This window comes from Lysobacter sp. M2-1, from assembly GCF_022662495.1.
Taxonomy (GTDB): domain Bacteria; phylum Pseudomonadota; class Gammaproteobacteria; order Xanthomonadales; family Xanthomonadaceae; genus JAKPBU01.
Genome location: NZ_JAKPBU010000011.1, coordinates 315086 through 341173, shown reverse-complemented (window position 1 = coordinate 341173; position 26088 = coordinate 315086). Strand labels below are relative to the sequence as shown.

The window sequence follows — 26088 nt, the reverse complement described above, 5'->3', positions numbered from 1 at the left end:
CATGTGGCGGCGGCGCTCGCCCATTTCCGTCCTGGCCGACGCGCGGCGTGGAGCTGTTCACTGCTGCACTTCGCGCAGGTCCGCCGAGCGGATCCGCCAGCTGCGTTGCTCCGCCGTGGCGCCATCGACGACGGTGCGCTGGAGGACGTAGCTGCCCGCGTACCGGCGCACGCTGCCATCGGCCTGGGTGGCTCTGACGGAAACGGGCACCTCGACATAGCGCTGGCCGGCCCCCGCATCCTCGCGGCCAGGTGCACCGACTTCCACGGAAACGCCCTGGGTCTGGGCGAAGCCTGCTGCGAATTGTTGCGGCGATTGCCCGCTGGCACTGCCGTTGCCGGACCACTGCCCATGAGCGCGGCCGTAATCGCGTGCGTTGATCGCCGCGTAGTAGTCGCGTATCACCGACACGGCATCGGCAGCGGTTGGTTCGGCCGCACCGGTATCTGCAGTTGGCGGTGCGGTCAGCGGCCCGTCGCCGTCGGGATCGATGCCCACGCCGGTCTCCGGATTGGCGATCGGCGGCAACTCCTGGATCACCAGATCGCCTGCGGGTGGCGTCGCCGGCGGTGCGCCGCCCAGCGATGGCGTCTGGCCCTGTCCACCGGGCGCGATGTCCGCGGTCCCGGTGACTCCCGCCCCGGACACCGGCGCGGGTAACGCATCGCTCTGGGCCTTGGACGCGCCGCTCTGCGTGTCCTTGTCGCGGCCGCCGCAGGCGCACAGCGTCAGAGTGAGGAGCAGAAACGTCGTGCGGGCGATGGTCGCGATCATCGGCAGGTGCTCATTGGCAGGTGTTCATTGGTCGAGGTGGACGACGACTTGGCCGCTCTCGATCGTAGTGGACCCGATGCGACGCGAGGCGAGTTGCTGCATCAGACCGGAGTCGAACTGGTAAACAGGCTCGTCGCGCGCGTAGTCGCTGAGCCAGCGGTTGATCAGCTCGCGCCCGGTGGCGTTCATGCCCCCGCCCAGCTGCGGCACGTCGACCGATTCGAGCGTCGGAGCATCCAGATGCAGGCCGCGCGTCTGCGGGTTCCAGCGCAGGCCGCTCGCTACCGCGAAATGACCGGCCGGCGAGCGGCTGTCCTGGCCGAGGGTACCGAAGCCCACATCGAAATCCAGGCGCAGGCGGCTGCTGCCCTGCGGAATGCTCAGGCGCGGATTGAGCACGCTCAGGGTGACCAGGCCGCCGAGCTTGTCGTAATCGCGCGGAAAACGGCGATTGAGATAGCCCTGCAGCTGGGGCGCGGTGAAGGTGACGCTGTTGCCAAGCAGCGCGCCCATGGCCCCCAAAGTGGAGCAGGCGGACAGGACTGCGCCCACACCCGCCATCAGGACGAACAGGAATACCTTGCGCATGTGCATTCTCCGTCGCGGACAGGCTGGCACGGTGGCGCGCACGCGGTGAACGCGCGGTAAGGATCCCGGCTACAGCGCCACGCGGCGCGGCTGCAGATAACCGAGCAGCAGGCCCAGCACCAGGACCGCGGCAGTTCCGAACAGCATCTGCTTGTGCACCAGGGCCGCCGGCCATGGCTGCACGGCGTAGTAGATCAGGTAACCCGGGAGTGTTGCCGCGGCGGCGAAGCCCGCGCCGAACCGCAGGCCGCGGGTCATCGAGCGCTCCCCGGCGGGAGAAATCTGGCGGTACAGCCAGGTCAGGCCAAAGCCGATCAGCAGATGCGCTGCCACCATGTACGGCAGGAACGCTTGCGCATCCTCGGGCCCGCGCACGAAACCGCTGCCCACGAGCGCCTGGTAGTCGGCTTTCAGCAGCACGCCGTGGATCAGAAAGTCGAGCATCAATGCGGCGACTGACACCACCAGGCCGCAGATCCAGAACCGCTTGTCCATCGTCGTGCCTCGTGCGCTGCCGGGATGGCGCGCATGCTAGCGCGTCGGGGCACCGCCGGCGCCGGCGCGCAGCAGGGGCAGGGCGTCGTAGGCGCCCTGCGGCCCATAGATGCCGTAATGCAGGTGCGGTGGCGTGCCCTTGGCATTGCCGCTGTCGCCGACGAAGCCGAGCACCTCGCCTGCCTGCACGATGCGCCTGTCTGCGAGATGCGGCTCCCAATCCTCGAGATGCGCGTAGTAGTGGCGCTCCCCCGCCGGCCCCAGCACCCAGACCTGGCGCCCGCCCAGCCCGCCTTCGCGCACCGAGACCACGACGCCGTGGGTGGCGCTGCGCACCGGAGTACCGCGGGGCGCGAAAATGTCCACGCCCTGATGCGTACGGTCGCGGCCGCGCGGCGCGCCAAACGTATCGGCGATACGCGCGGCCTCGACACCCTGCACTGGCACTGGCAGAGAGGTGGGCCGGGGCATTCGGGACAGCTCCCAGGTCGTACGCGGAACCTCCATCCAGCGCGAATACCACAACATACGTGCGCCCAGCAGCAGCGCCGCAATCGCCAGCAGCCACAGCAGCACCCGCGCGGCCCCACGCATGATCAGCAGCGCTGCGGAATCAGTCGGCCCGCCGCACTTCCTGTTCCAGCCGCTGCTTCAGCGCCTCGTCCAGCTTCAGTTGGCGCGCCAGCTCGTCCAGGTAGGCACGCTCCATGAAGCTCTGTTCGTCCGCGGCAAGCAGGCTGGCCAGGTACATCTCCGACGCCATTTCCGGCGTGCTCGCGGCTCGCGCGACCTCGGCCGGGTCCAGCGGGCGTTCCAGCTCGGTATGCAACCAGGCCTGCAGCGATGTGTCCGCGTCGATCCGGCGGAATTCGCCTTCGATCACCTCGCGCTCACGCGCGTCGATATGGCCGTCGGCCTTGGCGGCGGCGACCAGCGCCTTGAGGATGGCCTGCGCATGCAGCTCGGCCGCTGCCGGCGGCAGCCGGTCCACGGTCTGGGGCTCGCTCCCTTCACCTGTGCCTGACTGCTGCTGCTTCCAGTCGCCGTAAGCCCGGTAGGCGAGAACGCCGACCGCGGCCACACCGCCGTACAGGGCGAGCTTCTTGCCATACTTGCGCGCCTTCTTGTTGCCCAGCAGCAGGCCCAGCGCGCCACCAGCGAGGGCACCCTTGCCGAAATCGGCATTGAACAAACCGCGATCTTCCTTCGTGCTGCTGGGCTGCGATGTGCGCGTGGCCAATGGCCCGCCGCCGACGTTGCCGAGCAGGTCACCCAGGCCGCCCTGGCCGATGCCCTGCTGCGCGGTCCTGAGCAGATGATCGAGGAAACCCTGGGTCTTCATGCGCGCTCCGCCATCGTTCGAAACCCGATGATGTGGGCGCTTCGCCGACGCTTCAAGACGGCGAAGCGGCGCGCAGCGCATCGATGCATGCCTCGTCGAGCGACATGACGATGCTGGTGTAATGACGGATCGGCGCCAGGATCGCCTGACGCGGCCCGTTGCGCCATTCGTCGCTGCCATAGAACGCGTCCTGGCTCGCATCGCGCTCGGCCACGTCGCGATAGGCGCGGATCAGGAAGTAGCTGTCGGCATCGTGGCCCGAGGGTCCATACGCCACGACATCCACGTTCCAGCGGCGCAGCATCGGCACCGCCTGATCGGACATGAGCGCATGGAACGCCTCGCGGGTTCCGGGCTGCGCCTCGTAACTTCGGATTTCGACTGCTCGCTTGATGCTGCTGGCAGGCATGGCCGGATCCTACGTTGAACTGCGCGACTGCAAGGCCAGGCGCAGGCCGAGGCCGATGAATACCGTTCCCAGCATGCGTTGTCGCCACCGCGCCAGCCGGGTGCTGCGCGCGACGCCATTGCCGATCTTTCCGGCGGCAAGTGCAAGCATGCAGCTATGGGCGAAGCCGATGACGGACAGGAGCGCGCCCAGCACCAGGAACTGCAGCCACGCCAGGCCGCGCTCGGGATGCACGAACTGCGGCAGGAAGGCGAGGAAGAACAGCGCGACCTTGGGATTCAGCACGCCGGTGACGACCGAGTGCAGGTACACGGTGCGAGCGCGCCATGGACCGGCGGCCGGCCGCAAGTTTTGCTGCCCGTCGCGGCCTTCGCGCCATGCCCTGAATCCCAGCCAGACCAGATAGGCCGCACCGGCGTACTTCACCACTTCGTAGGCGACGGCGGAGGTGGCGAGGAGGGCGGACAGGCCAAGGCTGGCCGCCAGCGCATGCAGCAATGTCGCGGTTTCCAACCCCAGGGCGGCGACGAAGCCGCGGCGTATGCCGCCTGCGACGCTCTGCCCCAGGATCCATGCGGTGCCCGGCCCTGGCACCACCACCAGCAGTGCGGCGGCGGCGAGGTAGGTGAGCAGGGTGGTGGTGTCGAAGGGCATCCTGGCAGGCTACATCGTGAGCGACGCGGCGTGCGGCATACCTCCGGAATGCTTCGTCGCACGCCTGCTTGCCGCAAAAGAAGAAGGCCGACCCGTGGGGCCGGCCTTCTTCATGCTGCAACGCAAGGGACGAGCCGATTGCCGCCCGTCGCGTCGACGCGCTTAGGCAGCGGCGTCCTTGAGCTTCTTGAGCGGGCGCACCTTGACCTTGACCGAGGCCGGCTTTGCTGCGAACCACTGCTCTTCTTTGGTGAAGGGGTTGATGCCCTTGCGCTTCGGCTTGGCCGGCACATTGACGGCGGTGATCTTCAGCAGGCCCGGCAGGGTGAAGCTGCCCGCGCCCTTCTTGCTGACCGACGCGTGCACGGCGCCTTCCAGCGCGCCCATGACCGAACGCACGTCCTTCGCCGCTACGCCGGTCTGCTCGGCGATGTGGGCGACCAGGCCCGACTTGCTCAGGGCTTCCTTGATGGGCTTGGGGGCGGCCGGCTTGGCGGCGACCTTCTTTTTGGCGGCGACTTTCTTCTTTGCCATGTGCGTTTGATTCCCTCGTCGAGAAAATATGGTTACAGGTGGGTTTTTCAGCTTGTTCGTCCGGGTCGATGGAGCCGGCAGGCGCAATGTATTGCAAGAAATCCCGGCCGCCAAGTCCTATCGCACCTGTTTTCGGCTTTTTTTTCGGGTTTTCCGCAAACCGCCCGACGACCGGCGCAGCGCGAGCGGGTGCCCGGCTTCATGTCGTGCAAGCGCGCTGCGACGCAACGCATTGAAACCATGGGCGGGAATCAACGGCCGGGCTTGGCGGTGAGCTGGGTGACGTAGTACGTGGTCTGTCCGTCGGGTCCGGAGGTCATCGACTGGCCCATGTCGACGAAACCCAGATCCTTCCACCATTGCGCCGTCCCGAACGCACGCGATGCGTCATCCCAGCCGCCTGGCGGGTTGTGGTCCGAGGTCGGTGCGATGGTGAGGATCTGGCACACGTCGCGGCCGCAGCGCACATCGATGGTGCGAATGCGCCCGCCCGACTTCTCGCCGATGGCGTCGACGGCCGCCTGCAGTTCCCGCTGCGCGAGCGGCGTCCAGCGCGGATCGGGGTTCTTCAGCTGCTCCTGCAGGCGCTGGTTCAGCACGCCGACCGAGTTGCAGCGCATGATCCTGCCATCCGGATCGATCGCCTGGCTACAATCGCCCGGGTCGAGCATTTCGCTGAACTTCTCGGCAATCTGGTCCTTGCCGAGCTCGCGCAGGTAACGCGGCATGTCGGCTCCGGCAACCGCTGCCGAGGGCGAAAGAGTCGGTCGGGCGGCAGCGTCCGCCACGTCCCGCGCACCTGCATCGTCAGGCACTGGTTCGCCGACCGGTGATTGCTGGCGACTTTCGCCCTGTGCGCTGGCAGCGTCGCTGCCCGAAGGTGGAACCACCGCGCGATCCGGGTTCCGAAGCGTGGACCAGGCCATCACCCCGATTGCGGCGACTACGCCGATGGCGACGACTTTGCGGCCGGTGGTCATCGCATTCCTCCGTCGGCTGGCGTTGCTGCCGAACCGATCCTAGCGCCGATCCGGTTCACGTCCCGTCATCGCGGATCGTCAGAAGGCGACGCAGGCGGCGCTGCGTTCGCGCAGCACCGCCTCCTGGCCGAAGCGGCGTTTGTACTCGGCCGCGATGCCGGCCACATCGTTGCGCGAAGCCGCATCACCCGAATGCAGCAGGGTCAGCACCTGCGAGGCTTCCGTTTCGACCTGGCCGCTCGCGCCGCGCCACTGCCCGGTTGCCGAGGCTACGGTGAGCCCGTCGGGGAAACGCGGTGTCACCACCTGGTCCAGGAACGCCTGCCACTGGTCATCCGCGACCTTGCCGCCATCCGGGCGATTGCGGCCGAAGTACAGCACGTCGCGGACCATGGCACTGTCGCCGGCTTGGCAGGACGGGGCGGCAGCGGCCTGTCGCGGCGGCCCATGCAGGCAACCGGCGACTCCGACCAGCATCGCCAGCGGCGCAAGCCGGGCAACCACCGAGTGCTGAAGATCAGTCTTCCTCATGCCGGGGTTTGTACGTCTCGCTCAGCCTTTGCTGCACTTGCGCCGGGACCGGTTCGTAATGGCTGAAATCCAGTGAGTAACGCCCACGTCCGGCCGTCACCGACTTGAGTTCCGCCGCGTAGCCCTCCAATTCCGACAGCGGCACCTGGGCCTTGACCACGATTTCCCCGCCGCGCGCCGAATCAGTTCCGTTGATGCGCGCACGCTTGCTGGCCAGGCCGCCGCTGATGTCGCCCATATGCTGCTCGGGCGCGTTGACTTCGAGATCGACGATGGGCTCAAGCACCTGCGCCCCGGCTTTGGAGATCGCGTCCAGGAACGCCTTTTTGCCCGCCGCCACGAATGCCACTTCCTTGCTGTCGACCGGATGATGCTTGCCGTCGTACACGATCACGCGCACGTCCTGGATCGGGTAGCCTGCGATGGCGCCGGAGGCGAGCACCTGGCGGACGCCTTTTTCGACCGCAGGAAGGAACTGGCCGGGAATGGTGCCGCCCTTGACCTCGTCCACGAATTCGAATCCATCCCCGCGCGGCAGCGGTTCGATGCGCAGGAACACCTCGCCGAATTGGCCGGCGCCGCCGGTCTGCTTCTTGTGGCGGTGGTGACCTTCGGCGTTCGCACTGACGGTTTCGCGGTATGCAATCCGCGGTGGATGCGTCTGCACGTCGACGCCGTATTTTTCCTTGAGCCGCTGCAGGACCACGCGCAAGTGCAGGTCCGACAGGCCATGGATCACCGTTTCGTTGGTTTCGTTCAGGTGTTCGACCTGGAAGCAGGGATCCTCCTCGGAGAGCTTGTGCAGCGCGGTCGCGAGCTTCTGCTCCTGGCCCTTGCTGGCCGCATGAATGGCCAGGCCGAACATCGGGCGCGGGAATTCGGTGGGCGCCAGGTGGATCTGGTCCTCGTCGTGGCTGTCGTGCAACACCGCGTCGAAGTGCAGCTCGTCCACCTTGGCGACCGCGGCGATGTCGCCGGGAATCGCCTGGGCTATTTCCACGTGTTCCTTGCCCTTGAGCTTGAACAGGTGCGCCACCTTGAACGGCTTCTTGCCGTCGTCGACGAACAGTTGGGTGTCCTTTCTGACCGTGCCCTGGTACACCCGGAAGATGCCGAGCTTGCCGACGAAGGGATCGTTGACGATCTTGAACACGTCGGCGATGACGTGCGCATCCGGATCGGGGGCGGCGTGGATCGGCTCGGCCGCATCGCCCGCGCCTTTCACGAATGCCGGTGGGTTGGCCTCGCCCGGATGCGGGAACAGTTTTTCGGCCACGTCCAGCAGTTCGCCGATGCCCGCGCCGGTACGCGCTGACACGAAACACACCGGTACCAGGTGGCCCTCGCGCAGGCATTGCTCGAAGGCATCGTGCAGCTCCTGGCCGCCGAGGCCGTCCTCGCCGAGGTCGAGGTAGCGGTCCATTACCTTCTCGTTGACCTCGACCACCTGGTCGATGATCTTCTGGTGCCAGTCCGCGACCGGACCCAGGTCGGAATCGCCCGTGCGGTTGCCGAAACAGTCGACCACCGCCTTGCCGCCGTCCGCGGGCAGGTTGAGCGGAAGCACTTCTGGGCCGAACTCCTCGCGCAGTTCCTGCAGGACGCGTGCGCAGTCGGCTCCTTCGTGGTCGAGCTTGTTGATCACGATCGCGCGGCACAGGTTGCGTTCCCTGGAGCGCTCCATCATCCGCCGTGTGCCGTATTCCACGCCGGTGCTGGCATCGACCACGATGGCCACGGTTTCCACCGCAGCCAGCGCGGCGAGCGCCGGGCCGCGGAAATCAGGATAGCCGGGGGTATCGATCAGGTTGACGTGGATGGGCTGTTGACCAGGCGCACCATGGTCGGTGCTGGCAATGGCGGCATCGAGCGAGTGGCCGCGTTCCTTCTCTATGGGGTCGAAGTCGGACACGGTGCTGCCGCGTTCGATCGTGCCTGCCGTCTGGATCGCGCCGCCGGCATGCAGCAGGGCTTCGAACAAGGTTGTTTTGCCGGCGCCTGGATGGCCCGCGAGGGCCACATTGCGGATCTGCTCAGTGCTGTAGGACATGCGTCCGTTCTCCCTGGCTGGGGTGGAAGGACGTCATGCTCGTCCGCTGCTTGGGTCAGCGCATCCCTCGAGCAGGATGCTCGGCGGGCGGTCATGGCGGGGATGCCACCTTATCGCCACTGCGTGGCCAGGGTCGCGTTGCGGCGCAGCAAACCACTCCCCGGATACCGGCCGCCATGGCCGTAATCCCGCGCTAACGCGCGCGTCGTTAAGCTGGTTTCTCCAGACACCTCCGAGGAACATACATGGGCATTTCGCGCCACGCGACCGCGCACTGGGAAGGCGACCTCAAGAGCGGCAAGGGCCGGCTCGGCACACCGCAAAGCGGCCTGATGAACGACACGCCGTACGGATTCAACACCCGCTTCGGCGACGTCAAGGGCACCAATCCCGAAGAACTCATTGCTGCTGCGCACGCAGGCTGCTTCACCATGGCGCTGGCGGCGCGGCTGACCGAGGCAGGATTCATACCTGCCTCGCTCGACACCCGTGCGGATGTGGACCTGTCGATGGAAGGCGGTCCCACGCTCAGCGCGATCCGGCTGGTCACCAAGGCGTCGGTCTCGGGCATCGACGAGGCGAAGTTCCGCGCCCTGGCCGACGATGCCAAGCAGAACTGTCCGGTGTCCAAGGCGCTGAGTGCGGTGCCCATCACGCTGGAGGCCGAACTGCTGGCCTAGTCGCCCAGGCTCAGGCTCAGCATCGCCCTGCGCGTGGGCTCGTAGCTCTGCATGCCGCCGCCATCGGCGACCCATGCGTACTTGTCGCCCGCGTTGTAGATCCGCAGCCGGACAGCGGCCGGCAGCGTTCCAAGCCGGAAGCGATAGCGCGTGCCGACATTGAACAGGGTGTACCCCGACGTCCGGGTGCGGTTGAGGGCATCGGCCGGCCGCGGCCCGGAGTAGGTGGCGTCCACGTCGAACGACCAAGACTGCATTGCCGCTGGCCGGTAGGTCAGGCTGGCCAATGCCAGGCGCTCGGAACGGCCGATGGGGCGTTCGCCGACCAGACCTTCGTCCACCGCCGGGCCTTCGAGCCGTGCACGCATCCAGGTGGCGCCGAACAAGGCGTCCAGACCGGGCGTCAGCGGACCGGACATGGAGAGCTCCGCGCCACGATGGCGGACGTCGCTCATGAAACGGTAACGGCCATCCCGGTCGAATCCCGGTTCAGGCTTGCTGATCTCGAACAGCGTGCCGATCAGGGTCATGCCCTGTCCGGCCTGCCACTTCATGCCCAGCTCGGATTGCCGGGCCATCGCCGGGGGGAGCACCTCGAACGCATTCTTGGCGTGTTGCGGCGCAACCCCGGCCTCTTCGATGCCGCGCACCAGAGATGCGGACGCCGTCGCCCGCGAGCCAACCGGCAGCACGGCGGATGCGTTGTACAGCCATGCATGGCCGCCGCGCCCATCGCGGACGCCGCCGGTCGAAGTCGCCGATTCCTCCAGCCCTACCCGGCGCAGACCCAGGTTGAGCGCCGCCCCGTACTGCCATTGGCGCTGCCAGCCCAGGCCGAGCTCCCGTTGCTCGATGCCGGACCGCGCCTGCGCGCGCGCGACAGTCGACGGCTCGCGCATCTGCGGAACCGGATCGAACAGCGACACTTCGCCCAGCGTGTAGGTGTCCACCTGCGGACTGGTGTAGTCCGAGTCGCGCAGGCGGGCCAGCAGCGTGACGCGGTCGCGGCGGTCGGGTGTGGTCCAGTCGCGCCCGGCGCTGGCTTCGTAGGCGCGGGAGAAAACCGCCCGATCGCGCGCCACCGACACCAGTGCGTCAGCCGCACCCTCCGTCGTGACGTCGGAGAAGATGTTGAAGTCCGAGCGCGGACGCTGCACGCGCGAGTGGACGCCAGACAAACGGACATCCCAGCGCCCTTCCCGCGGTTGCGAGGCCAGGATCGTGCCGTAGGTGGTGTTGCGGGTATCGAAGCGTGACCAGCGCTGACCAAGGTACTCGAGCCGGTCGGGGTGGGGCATGCGCCCGGCGGCCGGCTCGAAACCGACGTCCGCCTGATAGCGCTGGTCGTAGTAACCGTAAAAGGCGGTCGCCTTCCAGTGCTCTCCCAGGTCAAGGCGCGGAACGAGGCCGACGCTGTGATAGCGCGCGTTGTTGCCGAAGATATAGCGCGCGCTGGGCGAGCCGATCACGCCACCCGCCAGAGAGAACCGGCCGTCGTCCGGGCGATAACCGAAATGCGTGCGGAGATAGGGCCTCGCGTTCGTGTCCAGCAGATGTTGCAAGCCAAGTTCGATCCTGGCCCGGGTGCGATCTCCAGGCAGCAACTGATACTGGACGATGCCCGAAGGCGCCGGGAAGCCGATGTCCAGCGCATTCGGCCCGACGCGGATCTGCGAGCCGCCCACGAGCGTGTCGGGGGGCGCAGCGGCGCGAACGAAATAGGCATCGCCAAGCAGATAGTTGCCGGCCTGCTGTAGATCGAAGCCGCGCACCAGCGATTCGGAGTACAGGCCGATGCTCTCGATGCCGATCCGGCTGCCGAATGCATCGCTGGCCTGTTCTTTCACGTCGCCTGCGTCAGCGGCCTCGGCGGCGAATGAAGTCAGGGCGAGGGCAAGCGCAAGCGCTCTGGTCGGCTGCTTCGGCGGGATCGGCAGAAAAGTCATCGTTCGCGGACAGGGTGGAATCGCGACCACTCTGCCGCCGCCCCTGCTGTTGACATAGCGCACCGATCGATGCTGAGCTGTGAGTCATATGCACAGCTCGCCCATGCCGCCGATCGAAGGTCTGACCGCGGTGATCGAAGCGCATCGCAGCGGCTCGTTCTCCGCCGCGGCCGAAGCGCTCGGCGTCACCCACGGAGCGATCAGTCGCCGGGTGCATGCGGTGGAGCACTGGTTGGGGACCGCGCTGTTTGAGCGTCACGGACGCGGCGTGCGGCCCACTCCTGCCGGTCAGCGTTTCATCGCCGATGTGGGGCAGGCGTTGTCCGCGATCCGCGATTCGGCGGACCGCTGGCGTCCGCGCCAGGAAATGCCCACGACACGGATCAGCATCGTCCCTTCGTTCGCCCGGCTGTGGTTGATCCCGCGCCTGCCCGCGCTGCAGGGGGTGCCGCCGCAGCTGCGCATCGAACCGGTGATCGAGCACCGGGTAGCGGACCTCGGCGACGGGCGGGTCGACCTTGCCGTGCGTTACGGCCGTGGCCGCTGGTCCGGCGTCGAGGCGCGCTTTCTGTTCAGCGAGCGCCTGTTCCCGGTCGCAGCGCCGGCGCTGGCAACGGCGCTGGGCGGACAGGCGCAAGCCGCGCGCATCGCCGAAGAAGCCCTGCTGCACGATTCGGACACTTCACAGTGGCGCGCCTGGCTTGCGGAGTCGGGCGTGCGTTTCCGCGCCAAGGCCGCCGATCGTCGCTTCGAGGATTACGACCTGGTGCTCGCTGCCGCCCGCGCGGGCCTTGGCGTGGCCTTGTTGCGCTCGCCGCTGGCCGACGACGAGCTTGCGTCCGGCGGCCTGATGCGCGTCTCGCGCACCGTCATCCGCAACGTCTCCGGCCATTACCTGGTGTCGCTACCCGGGGCCCGGCATCCGGCACACGAGCGCGTGGCTGCGGCCCTGCTCGCCCTGACCGTCGGGCTGCGCAGGTGAGCATCCGCACAGCCCTGCTGCTCCATGGTGCGGGCGGCGGGGGGTGGGAATGGAACGTCTGGCGCGAGGTCTTTGCAGCTGGCCACATCAATGCGCATGCGCCGGACCTGCAACCGTCCGTTGCCGGTCTGGCGGCGACCTCGTTTTCAGACTACGCCGCACAGGTACGAGCCGCCCTGTCCGACCTGAGCAGGCCTCGTGCCGTGGTCGGCGCCAGCATGGGCGGGTTGCTCGCGTTGCAGGTGGCTAGTGAAGCCGATGCCCTGGTGCTGGTGAATCCGCTTCCGCCGCGTCCATGGCATGCAAGGCTGCCGCTGCAGGAATGGCCGGCGGTGGTGCGCTGGCACGGCGATGCGCGCCTGGCTTCGACCCGGGCAGCCCTGCCCGACGCGGATCCAGTCACGGCAATGTACGCGTTCCGGAACTGGCGCGACGAAAGTGGGCGGGTGCTGCGCGAAGCCCATGCCGGGATCGATACCGACGCCCCGCTGGTTCCGACCCTGTGCGTGATTTCCGGCCAGGACCGCGATGTGCCGGCGGAAATGACTGAAGCATTCATGGACCAGCTCGCCGCGACCAGGATCGGGCTGCCGGAAGCGAGCCATGTGGGTCCGTTGCTCGGGCGCCAGGCGTCTGCTGTCGCGGCGCAGGTCGTTGCGTGGCTGTCGGCGAGGTAAACGCGAGCGCATGCGGCGGCGCGCTTTGCGCTGCAGCCGGTTCGATTCAGCACGGCTTTACCGTTGCGGCTGGACGATGCACGGGCGCCGCACTCCGCTGGCGCTGGAGCATGCAGATGAACCGGCTTTCCGCCTCGATCCTCGCCCTTGGCCTGGCCGCAGTCGTCGGCAATGCGTCGGCGCAGACCTATTACGACAACGGTCGCGACCCGTATGACACCCGCTACGGAAACGCGTCCCAGGGCCCGACCTATGCTTATGCCCGCGTACTCAGCGTGCGCCCCGTGGTCGACGGCTACCGCTCGTCTTCGGTGAGCTCGTCCCAGCGCTGCTACCAGCGCCAGGACACCTACGCAGGCGGGTATCGCAACGATGGTTACAACGACGGCTATCGCGACGATGGCTACTACGACCGCGACCGCTACTACGACAACGACGGCTACGATCGTGGCTATCGCGGAACCAATACCGGTCGTACGGTGGCTACGGTGCTCGGTGGCGTCGTCGGCGCCGTGATCGGCAGCCAGGTCGGCGGAGGATCGGCACGCTATGCCACCTCGGCCATCGGTTCGATGGTCGGCGGTATCGCGGGCCAGAAGGTGTACGAGAACAGCGTGCGCGATCGCTACCCGCGCGCCGGTACCGTGACCGTCTGCGACCCGGTGCCGGATGACCGCTACTACGACAGCTACGGAACCGGTGGAGTGGGCGCCAACGCCTACGACGTGACCTATGAATACGCCGGCCGCGAATACACCGCGCGCACCAATTACCATCCCGGCGACCGGATCCGGGTGCTGGTCGACGTGCGGCCGCAGTAACCGCGCCGCGCAGGAACGACGAAGGGGCCCTCCGGGCCCCTTCGTCTTTTGGGGAGCGCTTCCGTAGGAGCGGCGTGAATCGCAAACTGTTCGCCGTATCGCGCCAAAAGCTCGCGGCTTACGCCGCTCCTACAGGATGGCGGGTGCAACGCGCCGCAGCACGGAAGAGGCGCGCCGCGCGCGCTACCAGTCGATATGACCTCCCACGACCGTGACGACGCGCCCGCCGGACCAGACCTCCCCATCCGCGTCCACCTGCAACTCGATGATCGCGTCGTGGCCGACCTCGCGGCCCTGACTGACCCGGTAAAACCCGGTATCGCCCGGCAGGGCATCCTGGGAGGCGAGCCATGCGGCCAGGGTGGCGTTGGCCGCGCCGGAGGCCGCGTCCTCGAACGCGGCCGGTGCGCCGACCCAGGCACGCACGGCCAGGTAATAGACCGGATCGTTGCTGCGGGCGAACACGCACAGGCCCATGCTGTCGGTGTCGTGGGCGAGCCTGCCGATCGCATCCCAATCCGGGGTAGCGCTACGCAGCGTCGTCTCGTCGGCGATCTCCGCCAGCCACCAGCGGCGTCCGCCATCCATCAGCGCCGGCGGAAGGGTGCCCAGCGGTATACCTGCCAATGCGCCTCGCAGGCGTGGATCGTCGCCGTCTGCAATTTCCATCACCCGGGCCCGTGGCGTGCGCACGGCGATGGTGCGGGTGGGGCCTTCGCCGGAAACCAGCAGCGGCAGGTCGCCAGCGATGCCGGCCTGCACCAGCAGGCCGTCGCGGGGCTGAGCGATCCCCGCCGAGAGAGCCGCGTGCGCCGTGCCGACGCTGGGATGCCCGGCGAAGGGCACCTCGCGGCGCGGGCTGAAGATGCGGATGCCGTAGCTTGCCGTTGGCCTGGGAGCGGCGAACACGAACGTGGTTTCCGGCAGGCGCGTCCAGCGCGCGATCGCCTGCATCGATGCATCGTCGAGGCCCTCGGCGTCGAGCACCACGGCCAGCGGATTGCCGTCGCCGGCACGGCTGGCGAACACATCGAGTTGCAGATATCGGCGTCGGGGCATCGGGACTCTTCGAAAGACGGGCTTCGTCGTAGAATTGCGCGCTCGTGCCCGCGCGGCGGGCGAACACGCATTCTATGTCCTCCCACCTGTCTTTCGATGGCGCGCAAGCCGAAGCCTGGATCGTGCTCAAGTTCGGCGGCACCAGCGTGTCGAAACGACATCGCTGGGACACCGTTGGAAAGATCGCGGCGCAGCGCGCGGAGCACGCGCGCGTGCTGGTGGTGGTATCGGCGCTTTCAGGTGTAACCAATGAGTTGCAGGCGATCGCCTGCGCACAGGTGGGTGCGAACGACGGTATCTCCGCCCGGATCGATGCGCTGGTCGAGCGCCACCGCACGTTCTGCGCGGAGCTCGGGCTGGATCCGGACGCCGTGCTGCACGAACGCCTCGCCGCGCTCCGGAGCCTGGGCCAGGATGAGCGCGCTGCCTCGCGTGCGCTGGACTGGCAGGCGGAGATGCTGGGCCAGGGCGAGCTGCTGTCTTCCACCCTGGGCGCGGCCTACCTGCGCGCGCAGGGTCTGGATTTCGGCTGGTGCGATGCGCGCGACTGGCTCGACGCGGTGGCGCTGCCGAACCAGAACGCCTGGTCGACGCGGTTGTCAGTATCGTGCCGTCAGGCGGCCGACGACGCCTGGCGGACCCGGTTCGCGGCGCAGCCTGCGCGCATGCTGCTAACCCAGGGCTTCATCGCCCGCCATGCCGAAGGCGGAACCGCGATCCTGGGCCGTGGCGGCTCGGACACTTCGGCGGCCTACTTCGGCGCCCTGCTCAAAGCGCGCCGCGTGGAAATCTGGACCGACGTGCCCGGAATGTTCAGCGCGAATCCGCGCGAGGTGCCCGATGCGCGCCTGCTGGCGCGGCTGGACTATGCCGAGGCGCAGGAGATCGCGACCACCGGCGCCAAGGTGCTGCACCCGCGTTCGATCGGACCCTGTCGCGACGCGCGCGTTCCGATGGCGATCCTCGACACCGAGCGCCCGGACCTGCCGGGCACGCGCATCGATTCCAGCGCCGCGACCGTCTCCGGCGTCAAGGCCGTCAGCCGCCGCAATGGCATCGTGCTGGTGTCGATGGAGAGCATCGGCATGTGGCAGCAGGTCGGCTTCCTGGCCGATGTGTTCGAACGCTTCAAGCGGCATGGCCTGTCGGTGGACCTGATCAGCTCGTCGGAAACCAACGTCACGGTATCGCTCGACCCGAGCGAGAACCTGGTCAGCACCGACGTGCTGGCCAAACTGTCCGAGGATCTCACGCAGATATGCCGGGTGAAGGTGATCGCGCCCTGCGCGGCGATCACCCTGGTGGGGCGCGGCATGCGCTCGCTGCTGCACCGTCTGTCCGACATCTGGGCCGCATTCGGACGCGAGCGGGTCCACCTCATCTCGCAGTCTTCCAACGATCTCAACCTCACCTTCGTCATCGACGAGGCCGATGCCGAAGGCATGGTCGCGCAGCTGCACGCCGAGCTGATCGACAGCGAGGCGATGCCGGTGGGCGACGAAAGCGTGTTCGGGCCGAGCTGGCGCGAACTCGCCCATGGCCGGCCGGTGCGCCCGACGCCCTGGTGGCAGGCACAGCGGCAGGCGCTCCTGGCGATCGCCGCCGCGCCCACGCCCACCTACGTCTACCACTTGCCGACGGTGCGCGCCCGCGCGCGATCGCTGCGCGGCATCGCCGCGATCGACAGGCCTTACTACGCGATCAAAGCCAATTCGCATCCAGACCTGCTGCGTGCGCTGTATGCCGAAGGCTTCGGGATCGAATGCGTGTCGCAGGGCGAGCTCGAACACGCGTTCGCGGAAATCGCAGACCTGGACCCGGCGCGGGTGCTGTTCACGCCCAGCTTCGCGCCGCGCCGCGAATACGATGCCGCGTTCGCGCGTGGGGTGACCGTCACTCTCGACAACGTCGAGGCGCTGCGGCGCTGGCCGGACACCTTCCGCGAGCGTGCGCTCTGGCTGCGCCTGGACCTGGGACGCGGCGATGGCCATCACGCCAAGGTCGTCACCGGCGGCATCGCTTCGAAGTTCGGCCTGCCGCTGCTGGCCTTTGACGACTTCGTGTCCGAAGCAGGCAGGCTCGACATCCGGATCACCGGCCTGCATGCGCACCTGGGCAGCGGCATCGAGCTGCCGGTGCACTGGCGCGAGGTGTATGCCGAACTGGCCGGCTTCGCCGATGGCATCGGCACGGTGGAAACGATCGACATCGGCGGCGGCTTGCCGATTCCGTACAAGCCCGATGCCGAACCGTTCGACCTCGATGCGTGGGCGGACGGCATCGCGGAGATCAAGACGGCCTATCCGCGCTATGCGCTGGCGATCGAGCCGGGCCGCTATCTGGTCGCCGAAAGCGGAGTGCTGCTGGCCCGCGTCACCCAGGTGGTCGAGAAACAGGGCGTGCACCGGGTTGGCCTGGATGCGGGCATGCACACGCTGATGCGGCCGGCGCTGTACGGTGCTTACCATGCCATCCACAATCTCAGCCGGCTCGACGAGGCGCATGAGGCGCCTTGCGACGTGGTCGGACCGATCTGCGAATCCAGCGACGTGTTCGGCACTGCGCGTCGCCTGCCTGCGGCGACCCGCGAGGACGATATCGTGCTCATTGCCGATGCCGGCGCCTATGGCCGCGTCATGAGCAATACCTACAACCTGCGCGGGTTGCCCCTGGAGCATGTCATCGATGACTGAGCGGATCTTCGACCGTGAGGGCGTCGCCTGCTTCCGCTTCGTTGCTTGCAGCTTCGATGCGGCGACGGGCGTGGCGCGGCTGGCGTATGCGTTCGACGACGGCCCGGAACTGGTCGAGACGATCAGCATCCCCGGAGCGCCGTTCGTGATCGATGGTCCCAGAGCCGAGGCGGTGGAACAGGCGCTGCGGCTGCTGCACTTGATCAGTGGAGTGAGCTACTACAAGGCCGCGGTACCGCCTGAGATCCGCATCGACGGCTATGCGATCGATGCGGAAACCGCAGCATTCCTGGAGGAGGTGTACGTCAACGGGCTGGGCGAGTTCGCCTACCGCAATGGACTCACGCTGCGTGGGCGGATCCGCTTTCCCGTTGCAACGGCTGCAGTTGGGAAGGCCGTTCAGCATGAGCCTGCATCGCAGCCGTCACTCGCGGATGGAAGTGCCGTCACGGCGCCGCCGTTGGGCCTGCGTGAACAGGCATTGGTGGCGATCGGTGGCGGCAAGGATTCGCTGGTCAGCATCGAGGCGCTGCGTGCGGCCGGCGTTCCGCAGCAGGTGACCTGGATCGGCGGGTCGCAGCTGATCCGGGCGTGCGCGGAGCGGACCGGTCTGCCGATGCTCAACATCGACCGGCAGCTGGCGCCGCAGCTGTTCGAACTCAACCGCCAGGGCGCGTGGAACGGGCATATCCCGGTCACCGCGATCAACTCCGCGATCCTGGTGCTCGCCGCGGTGCTGGAGGACGCCAACCACGTGGTGTTTTCCAACGAGCGTTCGGCCAGCTACGGCAGCCAGATCGCCGGCACAGGCGAGGTCAACCATCAGTGGTCGAAGGGCTGGGCGTTCGAACATGGTTTCGCCTTGCATGTGCGCCGACACGTTGCGGCGGATCTGCGCTACTACTCGCTGCTGCGATCGTTGAGCGAACTCGCGGTCGCCCGCCAGTTCGCAAAGACCGAGCGCTACGACGCGCATTTCTCCAGCTGCAACCGCAACTTCCACCTGCTCGGCGAACGGCCGGCCAATCGCTGGTGCGGGGTGTGCCCGAAATGCCACTTCGTATTCCTGGCATTGGCGCCGTTCATGCCCAAGCCCCGGCTGGTCGGCATTTTCGGCCGCAACCTGCTCGACGATCCGGCCCAGGTGCCTGGCTACGACGCGCTGCTCGAGTACCAGGACCACAAGCCCTTCGAGTGCGTGGGAGAAGGCAGGGAATCGCGCGCGGCGATGGCCGCCCTGGCCGCGCGGCCGGAATGGCGCGAGGATGCGGTGGTCGAGCGCTTCGCCCTCGAAATCCTGCCCCAGCTGGAAGCGGCCGAACTCGATGTGGCCGCGCTGCTGCAGATCGACCAGGAACATGCCATCCCGCCTGCGCTGTGGGAGCGCGTGCGTGCGCTGTTCGCCGCTTAGGCTGGGAGACCTGGCAGGCCGAAAGGTCGCGCTCTGGGGCTGGGGTCGCGAGGGCAGGGCGGCATATCGCGCGCTGCGCGGCCTGGTCGTGCAGCACCGGAACCCGGAAGCGCAACCGCCCTACCCGGGCGGCCTGACGCTGTTCTGCAATCCCGACGAGGCTGCCGATGCGCTTGCACTGGGCGATCGGCTGCTATCGACCGAACACGAGGTGTCGGCCGACCGCTTAGCCGCTTTCGATGTGGTGATCAAGTCGCCCGGGATAAGCCCATACGGTCCTGAAGCCGTCGCGGCAGCCGAACGGGGCACGTGTTTCGTGGGCGGCACCGCATTGTGGTTTGCCGAACGTCCCGAGGCACGCACGCTTTGCGTCACCGGAACCAAGGGCAAGAGCACCACGACGGCGCTGCTGGCGCACCTGCTGCGGGCGGGCGGGTTGCGCACCGCGCTGGCCGGCAATATCGGCCTGCCTCTGCTCGAATTGCTCGCTGGACAGGCCGAGTACTGGGCCATCGAATTGTCCAGTTACCAGACGCGCGACGTTGCGGCCTCCGGCGTGCGTCCACACCTGGCGATCGTTACCAATGTCTTTCCCGAGCATCTGGACTGGCATCGCGGCGAGCAGCGATACGTGCAGGACAAGCTCGCGTTGTTGACGGAGGCCAGGCCGCGCCTTGCCGTGCTCAATGCGAACGATCCGGTGCTGGCCGCCCTGCGACTTCCCGGATCCGATGTGCGCTGGTACGGCACCGAGGCCGGCTGGCATCTGCGCGGCGATGATCTGTTCCGCGGCGAGGCCAGGATCCTCGATACCCGGCTGGTATCGCTGCCGGGACGCCACAACCGCGGCAATCTGTGTGCGGTGCTGACCGCACTCGAGGCGCTTGGGCTGGACGCGGCCGCGCTTGCCTCTCAGGCCGAACACTTCCAGCCGCTGCCGAACCGGCTGCAGACCCTGGGCGTGCGCGATGGCCTGCTGTGGGTGAACGATTCCATCAGCACCACCCCGCACGCCAGCCTAGCCGCGCTGGACGTGTTTAACGACCGCCGGGTCGCGATCCTGTTAGGTGGTCACGACCGCGGACTCGACTGGACACCGTTCGCCGAGGCGATGTCCACCCATGCGCCGGCCGTCATTGCGACCATGGGACAGAACGGGCCGCGGATTCACCAGTTGCTGGCACCGCTGACTGGGAAGGCTGGCTTCCGGCTGCTCGAGGCAAGCGACCTGGCAGGCGCAGTGGAGGCGGCCCGGGCGGCGCTCGGCGGGGAGGGAGTGATGCTGCTCTCGCCCGGTGCGCCCAGCTTCGGCGCATATCGCGACTATGTCGCCCGCGGCCGCCACTTCGCCCAGCTTGCCGGCTTCGACCCGGACGCCATCAGCGCCATTCCCGGCCTCGGCATCGCCTGACTTCTCCACGCCGCGCCGCCTGCGCTAGGCTAGCCCCGGATCTGGCGAGGAGTGGGATCGATGTCCCCATTTGTGCGTAGCGTGCTGATCGCTCTTTCGATAGCTCTGACGGCCGCGCCGGCGCACGCGGCCATGCAGGAAAAACCGGTCGAGTGGACCATCGGAGAGGAGCGCTACAGCGGTGTCCTGGTTTACGACGACGCCAATGCGATCACGCGTCCCGGACTGGTGATGATGCCCAACTGGATGGGCGTGACCCAGGATGCGATCGCGATGGCGAAGGGCGTGGCCGGCGACGACTACGTGGTGCTGATCGCGGATCTCTACGGCTCGGACATCAGGCCGAAGGACGATGCGCAGGCGCTGGCGGCGGTCAGGGCGACCTATGTCGACGGCGGCAAGACCCTGCGCGCGCGCGCGCAGCGGGCGGTCGAAGTGCTGAAGGCACAAGCAGACACCGCGCCTCTGGACGCGGCCAGGATAGGAGCGCTCGGCTTCTGTTTCGGCGGCGGCGTGGTGCTGGAACTGGTGCGCTCGGGCGCGGACCTGCCGGGCGGAGCGGTGAGCTTCCACGGCAATCTCGACAGCTACCGTCCGGCCGACGGACCGATCACGAGTTCCATCCTCGCGCTGAACGGCGCCGACGACACCAGCGTGACGGCAGAACAGATCATGGGTTTCGAGAAGGAAATGAAGGCAGCCAAGGCCGATTGGCAGTTCGTCAATTTCAGCGGCGCGCGCCACTGCTTCTCGCAGCCTGAGGACGCGGACAACCCGCTCGACGACAACTGCTTGTACAACGAACGCGCCGCCAAGCGCGCGTTCGAGATGATGCACGACTTCTTCCGCGAACGATTCGCCGCGTCATAAGGTGCACTCAGGGGCCGTCTGATCTGTCAGCTGCGTGGCGGACAACCGCGCACGCTTCTGCAACCGGTCAGCGATCTCGCGTGACTGCGTAGCGTGCCAGCCCGCGCAATGCCGCCAGGCCTTCGCTCTCCGGCAACCCCTGCAATGCGGCCTCGGCCGCCTGCGCATACGTCGACGCGCGGCTGCGGCTGTAGGCGAGCGCGTCCGCGGCCTGGATTGCCGCAAGCACTTCGGGCAGCGCTCCGATATCGGCCTGTTCGACGATGGCCCGCAGGCGTTCGCGCAGCGGCGCATCCGCCCAGGCCATGGCGTGGATCAGGGGCAGCGTGGCTTTGCCTTCGGCCAGATCGTCGCCCAGGTTCTTGCCCATGGTTGCGGCATCGGAGGCGTAGTCGAGCACGTCGTCGGCGATCTGGAAGGCGTAGCCCAGGTTTAGGCCGTAGTCGTGCAGCGCCTGCTGGGTGGCGGCGTCCGTACCGGCGAGCAGGGCGCCAAGGCGCGTGGCGGCCGCGAACAGCACGGCGGTCTTGCGTTCTATTACCCGCAGGTAGGCGGCCTCGTCCGTGTCGGGGTTGCGTACGTGCAGCAGCTGCAGCACCTCGCCTTCGGCGATCGCGTTGGTGGTGTCGGCCAGGATCCGCATCACCTCCATGCGCTCGAGTTCCACCATGAGCTGGAAGCTGCGCGAGTACAGGAAGTCGCCCACCAGTACGCTGGCGGCGTTGCCCCATACGGCGTTCGCGGTGCGCCGTCCGCGGCGCAGGTCGGATTCGTCGACCACATCGTCGTGCAGCAGGGTGGCGGTATGGATGAACTCGACCACCGCCGCGAGCTGGTGCGAGTCCTCGCCGCGATGGCCGAGCGCGCGCGCGGCCAGCAACAGCAGCATCGGCCGCAACCGCTTGCCGCCGGCGCCGATGATGTATTCGCCCACCTGGTTGATCAGGACCACGTCCGAGGCCAGCCGGGTCCGGATCAGGGCGTCGACCTGGGCCATGTCGTCAAGGGCCAGGGCCTGGATCGCAGACAGGGAAAGGGCTGGCGGCGGGAGCGGCGCGGAGTTCATTGGGGAGGGCAGTCTGCGTGGGCTGCGATTATAGGGACTCGCCGTGCTTCGGATTTTCCCGAGGCCCGGTTCGGACATCCGCTGATGGCAGGGGCCCGCCCGCTATAATCCAATGATGCCGGCCGCGATCCGCGGTCGGGAACATGAAGGAACCGCAATGGCTCGTGGCGTCAACAAAGTCATCCTGGTCGGCAATCTCGGCAACGATCCCGATGTGAAATACACCCAGGGCGGCATGGCCATCACCACGCTCAGCCTGGCCACCACGACGGTGCGCAAGGACCGCGACGGCAACCCGCAGGAAAAGACCGAATGGCACCGGGTCAAGCTGTTCGGCAAGCTCGGCGAGATCGCGGGCGAATACCTGCGCAAGGGCAGGCAGGTGTACATCGAAGGCCGCCTCGAATACGGGTCGTACGAAAAGGACGGCGTCAAGCATTACACGACCGACATCATCGGCGACGAGATGCAGATGCTCGGCGGCGGCGAGCGCGATGCCGGCGGTGGCGACAGGCCCCAGCGGCCCGCGCCGGCGCAGCGTCGTGAGCCCCAGGGCCAGAGCCGACCGGCCGCCCAGTCGCAGCCGTTCGCGGACGACTTCGCGGACGATGACATCCCGTTCTGAACCGAATTCCAGTGGAGCAAGCAATGCCGACATGGCTGGTTACCGGCGGCGCCGGATTTATTGGGGGCAATTTCGTCCTCGATGCTGTCGCGTCCGGAGTCCGCGTCGTCAACCTCGATGCGCTGACCTATGCGGGCAACCTCGACACCCTTTCTCCACTATCTGACAACTCCAATCATGTCTTCGTCGAGGGAGACATCGGCGACCGGGTCCTGCTTGATGCGTTGCTGGCGGAACATCGTCCCGATGCGGTGATCAACTTCGCCGCGGAAAGCCACGTCGACCGCTCGATCGACGGACCCGCGGCCTTTGTCCAGACCAATGTGGTGGGCACGCTCGTCCTGCTCGAGGCCGTGCGTGATTACTGGAGGGCAATGCCGACTGCGGCGGGCGCCGCCTTCCGCTTCCTGCATGTATCGACCGACGAGGTCTACGGCAGCCTCGGCGACACGGGAAAGTTCAGCGAAACCACCCCCTACGCGCCAAATTCCCCGTATTCGGCGTCGAAAGCGGCGTCCGACCATCTCGTGCGGGCGTTCCACCATACCTACGGGCTACCGGTTCTGACCACGAACTGTTCCAACAACTATGGTCCCTACCAGTTTCCCGAGAAGCTGATCCCGCTGGTCATCGCTAAGGCCATTGCCGGCGAGCCGTTGCCGATCTACGGCGACGGGAAGAATGTGCGCGACTGGCTCTATGTGGCCGACCATTGCGCCGCGATCCGTGCCGTGCTCGAACGCGGACGTATCGGCGAAACCTACAACGTGGGCGGCGATGCCGAGCGTCAGAACATCCAGGTCGTCGACACGATCTGCAGGCTCCTCGATGAGCGCCGCCCGCGCCAGGATGGCAAACCACGTGCCTCGCAGATCACCTATGTCAAGGATCGGCCAGGGCACGATCGCCGCTACGCCATCGACGCAACGAAATTGAAATCCGAACTGGGTTGGGCGCCGCAGCACAGCTTCGAGCAGGGGATCGCGGATACCGTCGACTGGTACCTCGAAAATCAGGCCTGGGTTGGCCGCGTGCTAGACGGCAGCTATCGCCTGGAACGTATCGGTGCAGGGCACGCCGAGGCTGCGGCGTGAGTCCGCGCAAGGGCATCATCCTTGCCGGTGGTTCCGGGACCAGGCTGTATCCGATCACGCGGGCGATCAGCAAGCAGCTGCTCCCCGTCTATGACAAACCGATGATCTACTACCCGCTCAGCGTGCTGATGCTGGCGGGAATAAGGGAAGTCCTGATCATCAACACCCCGCACGAACAGGCGCTGTTCCGCAACCTGCTGGGCGACGGATCGCAGTGGGGCATGAAAATCGAATATGCGGTGCAACCAAGCCCGGACGGTCTGGCCCAGGCCTTCCTGATCGGGCGTGAGTTCCTGGACGGAAGCCCGAGCTGCCTGGTACTGGGCGACAATATCTTCTACGGCCACGGCCTCACCGAACTGCTGCGTAGCGCAGACGCTCGCCATCACGGCGCGACGGTATTCGGTTACTGGGTCCGTGACCCCGAACGCTATGGAGTGGCGGAGTTCGACGCCAGGGGCAAGGTGGTGGGATTGGAGGAGAAACCGGCGCGGCCCAAGTCCAATTACGCCGTCACCGGTCTGTACTTCTATGACGAACGCGTTTGCGATTTTGCAACCGGCCTGAAGCCTTCGTCTCGCGGCGAGCTGGAAATCACCGACCTGAACCGCTGCTACCTGGAAGACGGTTCGCTGCAGCTGGAAAAGATGGGCCGGGGATATGCATGGCTGGACACGGGCACCCATGAATCGCTGGTTGAAGCATCGATGTATATCGAGACCATCGAGAAACGGCAGGGTCTGCGTGTGTGTTGTCCTGAGGAGATCGCCTACTTCAACGGCTGGATCGACGAAGCCAGCCTGCGCGGGTTGGCGCAGCAGCTGGCGAAGAACGGGTACGGCGAGTACCTGTTCAGCCTGCTCGAGCATGGAAGGGTCGAATGAAGACGCGGGAAACCGATCTCCCCGGTTGCATCGTCATCGAGCCGCAGGTCTTCGGCGATGATCGCGGCTATTTCTACGAGTCCTTCAACCTCGACAGGCTGAACGCGGCAGGCATGAACCTGCGCTTCGCGCAGGGCAACGTATCGCGTTCGGTTCAGGGTGTCCTGCGCGGCCTGCATTACCAGTGGCCCAAGCCACAGGGCAAGCTGGTGTCCGTCGTGGAGGGCGAGGTCTGGGATGTCGCCGTGGATATCCGGCGAGGCTCACCGACGTTTGGGAAGTGGACCGCCGTCGTGCTGAGCGCGGACAACAAGCGCCATTTCTGGATCCCTGAAGGGTTTGCGCACGGATTTTGCGTGCTGAGTGAACATGCCACCTTCACCTATCTGTGCACCCAGACCTACGATCGCGACGCCGACGCCGGCATCCGCTGGAATGATGCGCAGATCGCGATCGACTGGCCGATTGCGCAGCCTGCGCTGTCCGACAAGGACGCACGCGCCCCGTATCTGCAGGATATCGCGGAGGATCGTCTGCCGGTGTACGCACCTTGAAGATCCTGTTGCTGGGCGCTGCGGGCCAGGTAGGCACGGAGTTGCGGCGCAGCCTGGCGGCAGTCGGCGATGTGGTACCCGCCACCCGCGGCGGCAAGCTTCCCAATGGTGCCGCCTGTGAAGCCGCGGATCTCGATGCTCCCGAATCGCTGCGACCATTGATACTGCGCACGATGCCCGATGTCGTGGTGAATGCCGCCGCCTATACCGCTGTCGATCGTGCCGAAAGCGAGCCGGAGGCGGCGTTCCGCGTGAATGCGGAAGCGCCAGCGGTTCTGGCCGACGCCTGCAAGGCGTGCGACGCGTTGTTCGTGCATTACTCCACCGACTATGTCTTCGACGGAACCGGCACCCGGCCGTACCGCGAAGACGATCCGACGGCGCCTGTCGGCGTGTACGCGGCGAGCAAGCTTGCGGGCGAAGAGGCGATCCGGAGCAGTGGCGCCCGCCACCTGATCCTGCGCACTGCCTGGGTCTATGCGGCGCATGGCAGCAATTTCCTGCTGACGATGCTGCGTCTGGCGGGGGAGCGCGATCGGCTCAAGGTGGTCGCGGATCAGCAGGGTTCGCCGACCTCGGCCGGATTGATCGCCGATACCACGGCCCGGATCCTGGAGCGGGGAGTCGCGCAGTCGGGCATCAGGCACCTCACCGCCTCCGGCCAGACAAGCTGGCACGGATTCGCCGAAGCGATCTTCGCAGCGGCGATCGCCCGCGGCGTGCTTGAGCGAGCGCCCGTCGTGGATCCCATCGGCACGTCGGACTACCCGACGCCCGCGCGGCGGCCTGCCTACTCGGTGCTGGACAATCGACGCTTGCAGGCTGAATACGCGATTGAGTTACCTGATTGGAGGGACGGGCTCGGCCGGGTCATCGCGGAACTCGCCCCGACTGAGTGACTGGTTTACGCGCTCGGACATGCAAGCCGAGTTCGGGCTGATCCCTACGCTTACCCCAT

General features: G+C 67.0%; 27 protein-coding genes. 13 read left to right on the top strand and 14 right to left on the bottom strand.

The genetic code is table 11. The features are described 5' to 3' along the window. Positions 1-57 precede the first annotated feature (57 nt). The 11 genes from MC375_RS16820 to fusA all read right to left on the bottom strand — a co-directional run bounded on the left by MC375_RS16820 (position 58) and on the right by fusA (position 8357). Complete coding sequence (locus MC375_RS16820; protein WP_242104560.1) at positions 58-774, bottom strand: hypothetical protein; 717 nt, start codon at positions 772-774, stop codon at positions 58-60. A gap of 24 nt (positions 775-798) precedes the next feature. Then, positions 799-1362: a DUF1439 domain-containing protein gene (locus MC375_RS16815; RefSeq protein WP_242104559.1), complete on the bottom strand. Its 564-nt coding sequence runs from the start codon at positions 1360-1362 to the stop codon at positions 799-801. Positions 1363-1431: 69 nt separating this feature from the next. After that, entirely contained in the window at positions 1432-1857 is a 426-nt protein-coding gene (locus MC375_RS16810; protein WP_242104558.1) for a hypothetical protein, read from the bottom strand. Positions 1858-1893: 36 nt separating this feature from the next. Further along, the gene (locus tag MC375_RS16805) at positions 1894-2451 is read right to left on the bottom strand and encodes a M23 family metallopeptidase (RefSeq protein WP_242104557.1); all 558 of its coding nucleotides are present in this window, start codon (positions 2449-2451) and stop codon (positions 1894-1896) included. Between the two features lie 19 nt (positions 2452-2470). Next, the gene (locus tag MC375_RS16800) at positions 2471-3199 is read right to left on the bottom strand and encodes a tellurite resistance TerB family protein (protein WP_242104556.1); all 729 of its coding nucleotides are present in this window, start codon (positions 3197-3199) and stop codon (positions 2471-2473) included. A 52-nt stretch (positions 3200-3251) separates the two neighbouring features. After that, positions 3252-3608 (bottom strand): NIPSNAP family protein, encoded by a 357-nt coding sequence (locus tag MC375_RS16795; protein ID WP_242104555.1) that lies wholly within the window; start codon positions 3606-3608, stop codon positions 3252-3254. 9 nt (positions 3609-3617) lie between these two features. Then, positions 3618-4262 carry a LysE family translocator gene (locus MC375_RS16790; protein WP_242104554.1) on the bottom strand — a complete coding sequence of 215 codons (645 nt, stop codon included), beginning with the start codon at positions 4260-4262 and terminating at the stop codon, positions 3618-3620. A gap of 162 nt (positions 4263-4424) precedes the next feature. Beyond that, positions 4425-4796 (bottom strand): HU family DNA-binding protein, encoded by a 372-nt coding sequence (locus tag MC375_RS16785; RefSeq protein ID WP_242104553.1) that lies wholly within the window; start codon positions 4794-4796, stop codon positions 4425-4427. A gap of 251 nt (positions 4797-5047) precedes the next feature. After that, on the bottom strand, positions 5048-5776 hold the full coding sequence (locus MC375_RS16780) for a hypothetical protein (RefSeq protein WP_242104552.1): 729 nt from the start codon (positions 5774-5776) through the stop codon (positions 5048-5050). Positions 5777-5854: 78 nt separating this feature from the next. Continuing rightward, complete coding sequence (locus MC375_RS16775; RefSeq protein ID WP_242104551.1) at positions 5855-6307, bottom strand: DUF3574 domain-containing protein; 453 nt, start codon at positions 6305-6307, stop codon at positions 5855-5857. Continuing rightward, entirely contained in the window at positions 6294-8357 is a 2064-nt protein-coding gene (gene fusA / locus MC375_RS16770; protein WP_242104550.1) for an elongation factor G, read from the bottom strand. The genes MC375_RS16775 and fusA overlap by 14 nt, the downstream gene beginning before the upstream one ends. 245 nt (positions 8358-8602) lie before the next feature. Between fusA and MC375_RS16765 the strand changes: the two genes are divergently transcribed. Then, entirely contained in the window at positions 8603-9037 is a 435-nt protein-coding gene (locus MC375_RS16765; RefSeq protein WP_242104549.1) for an OsmC family protein, read from the top strand. On the opposite strand, the gene MC375_RS16760 is transcribed toward MC375_RS16765, so the two are convergent. After that, complete coding sequence (locus tag MC375_RS16760) at positions 9034-10983, bottom strand: hypothetical protein (protein WP_242104548.1); 1950 nt, start codon at positions 10981-10983, stop codon at positions 9034-9036. The genes MC375_RS16765 and MC375_RS16760 overlap by 4 nt on opposite strands. Before the next feature lie 103 nt (positions 10984-11086). On the opposite strand from MC375_RS16760, the gene MC375_RS16755 reads away from it, so the two are divergent. The 3 genes from MC375_RS16755 (at position 11087) to MC375_RS16745 (ending at position 13463) form a co-directional block, all read left to right on the top strand. Beyond that, positions 11087-11965: a LysR substrate-binding domain-containing protein gene (locus MC375_RS16755; protein WP_242104547.1), complete on the top strand. Its 879-nt coding sequence runs from the start codon at positions 11087-11089 to the stop codon at positions 11963-11965. Next, positions 11962-12642: an alpha/beta hydrolase gene (locus MC375_RS16750; RefSeq protein ID WP_242104546.1), complete on the top strand. Its 681-nt coding sequence runs from the start codon at positions 11962-11964 to the stop codon at positions 12640-12642. Before MC375_RS16755 ends, MC375_RS16750 begins: the two co-directional genes overlap by 4 nt. 116 nt (positions 12643-12758) lie before the next feature. Then, on the top strand, positions 12759-13463 hold the full coding sequence (locus tag MC375_RS16745) for a glycine zipper 2TM domain-containing protein (protein ID WP_242104545.1): 705 nt from the start codon (positions 12759-12761) through the stop codon (positions 13461-13463). A 183-nt stretch (positions 13464-13646) separates the two neighbouring features. Here the strand turns inward: MC375_RS16745 and MC375_RS16740 are convergent, their stop codons facing one another. Further along, complete coding sequence (locus MC375_RS16740) at positions 13647-14522, bottom strand: PhzF family phenazine biosynthesis protein (protein WP_242104544.1); 876 nt, start codon at positions 14520-14522, stop codon at positions 13647-13649. 74 nt (positions 14523-14596) lie between these two features. Here MC375_RS16740 and MC375_RS16735 point away from each other — a divergent pair, with 74 nt between their 5' ends. The 4 genes from MC375_RS16735 to MC375_RS16720 are packed head-to-tail and all read left to right on the top strand — an operon-like array spanning position 14597 to position 20907. Beyond that, entirely contained in the window at positions 14597-17215 is a 2619-nt protein-coding gene (locus tag MC375_RS16735) for a bifunctional aspartate kinase/diaminopimelate decarboxylase (RefSeq protein ID WP_242104543.1), read from the top strand. Further along, positions 17208-18626 carry a UDP-N-acetyl-alpha-D-muramoyl-L-alanyl-L-glutamate epimerase gene (gene murL / locus MC375_RS16730; protein WP_242104542.1) on the top strand — a complete coding sequence of 473 codons (1419 nt, stop codon included), beginning with the start codon at positions 17208-17210 and terminating at the stop codon, positions 18624-18626. The genes MC375_RS16735 and murL overlap by 8 nt, the downstream gene beginning before the upstream one ends. Then, a complete protein-coding gene (gene murD, locus MC375_RS16725) occupies positions 18574-20037 on the top strand; it encodes a UDP-N-acetylmuramoyl-L-alanine--D-glutamate ligase (protein WP_242104541.1) in 1464 nt (487 codons plus the stop codon). Before murL ends, murD begins: the two co-directional genes overlap by 53 nt. 60 nt (positions 20038-20097) lie before the next feature. Then, the gene (locus MC375_RS16720; protein ID WP_242104540.1) at positions 20098-20907 is read left to right on the top strand and encodes a dienelactone hydrolase family protein; all 810 of its coding nucleotides are present in this window, start codon (positions 20098-20100) and stop codon (positions 20905-20907) included. A 67-nt stretch (positions 20908-20974) separates the two neighbouring features. On the opposite strand, the gene MC375_RS16715 is transcribed toward MC375_RS16720, so the two are convergent. Further along, the gene (locus MC375_RS16715) at positions 20975-21973 is read right to left on the bottom strand and encodes a polyprenyl synthetase family protein (protein ID WP_242104539.1); all 999 of its coding nucleotides are present in this window, start codon (positions 21971-21973) and stop codon (positions 20975-20977) included. A gap of 157 nt (positions 21974-22130) precedes the next feature. Here MC375_RS16715 and ssb point away from each other — a divergent pair, with 157 nt between their 5' ends. The 5 genes from ssb to rfbD are packed head-to-tail and all read left to right on the top strand — an operon-like array spanning position 22131 to position 26029. Beyond that, the gene (gene ssb / locus MC375_RS16710) at positions 22131-22598 is read left to right on the top strand and encodes a single-stranded DNA-binding protein (protein ID WP_242104538.1); all 468 of its coding nucleotides are present in this window, start codon (positions 22131-22133) and stop codon (positions 22596-22598) included. 23 nt (positions 22599-22621) lie between these two features. Further along, positions 22622-23692, top strand: a complete 1071-nt coding sequence (rfbB, locus tag MC375_RS16705) for a dTDP-glucose 4,6-dehydratase (protein WP_242104537.1) — start codon at positions 22622-22624, stop codon at positions 23690-23692. Further along, positions 23689-24576, top strand: a complete 888-nt coding sequence (gene rfbA / locus MC375_RS16700; RefSeq protein WP_242104536.1) for a glucose-1-phosphate thymidylyltransferase RfbA — start codon at positions 23689-23691, stop codon at positions 24574-24576. The genes rfbB and rfbA overlap by 4 nt, the downstream gene beginning before the upstream one ends. Then, positions 24573-25130 carry a dTDP-4-dehydrorhamnose 3,5-epimerase gene (gene rfbC, locus MC375_RS16695; RefSeq protein WP_242104535.1) on the top strand — a complete coding sequence of 186 codons (558 nt, stop codon included), beginning with the start codon at positions 24573-24575 and terminating at the stop codon, positions 25128-25130. The genes rfbA and rfbC overlap by 4 nt, the downstream gene beginning before the upstream one ends. Continuing rightward, a complete protein-coding gene (gene rfbD / locus MC375_RS16690) occupies positions 25127-26029 on the top strand; it encodes a dTDP-4-dehydrorhamnose reductase (RefSeq protein WP_242104534.1) in 903 nt (300 codons plus the stop codon). The genes rfbC and rfbD overlap by 4 nt, the downstream gene beginning before the upstream one ends. Positions 26030-26088: the final 59 nt, after the last annotated feature.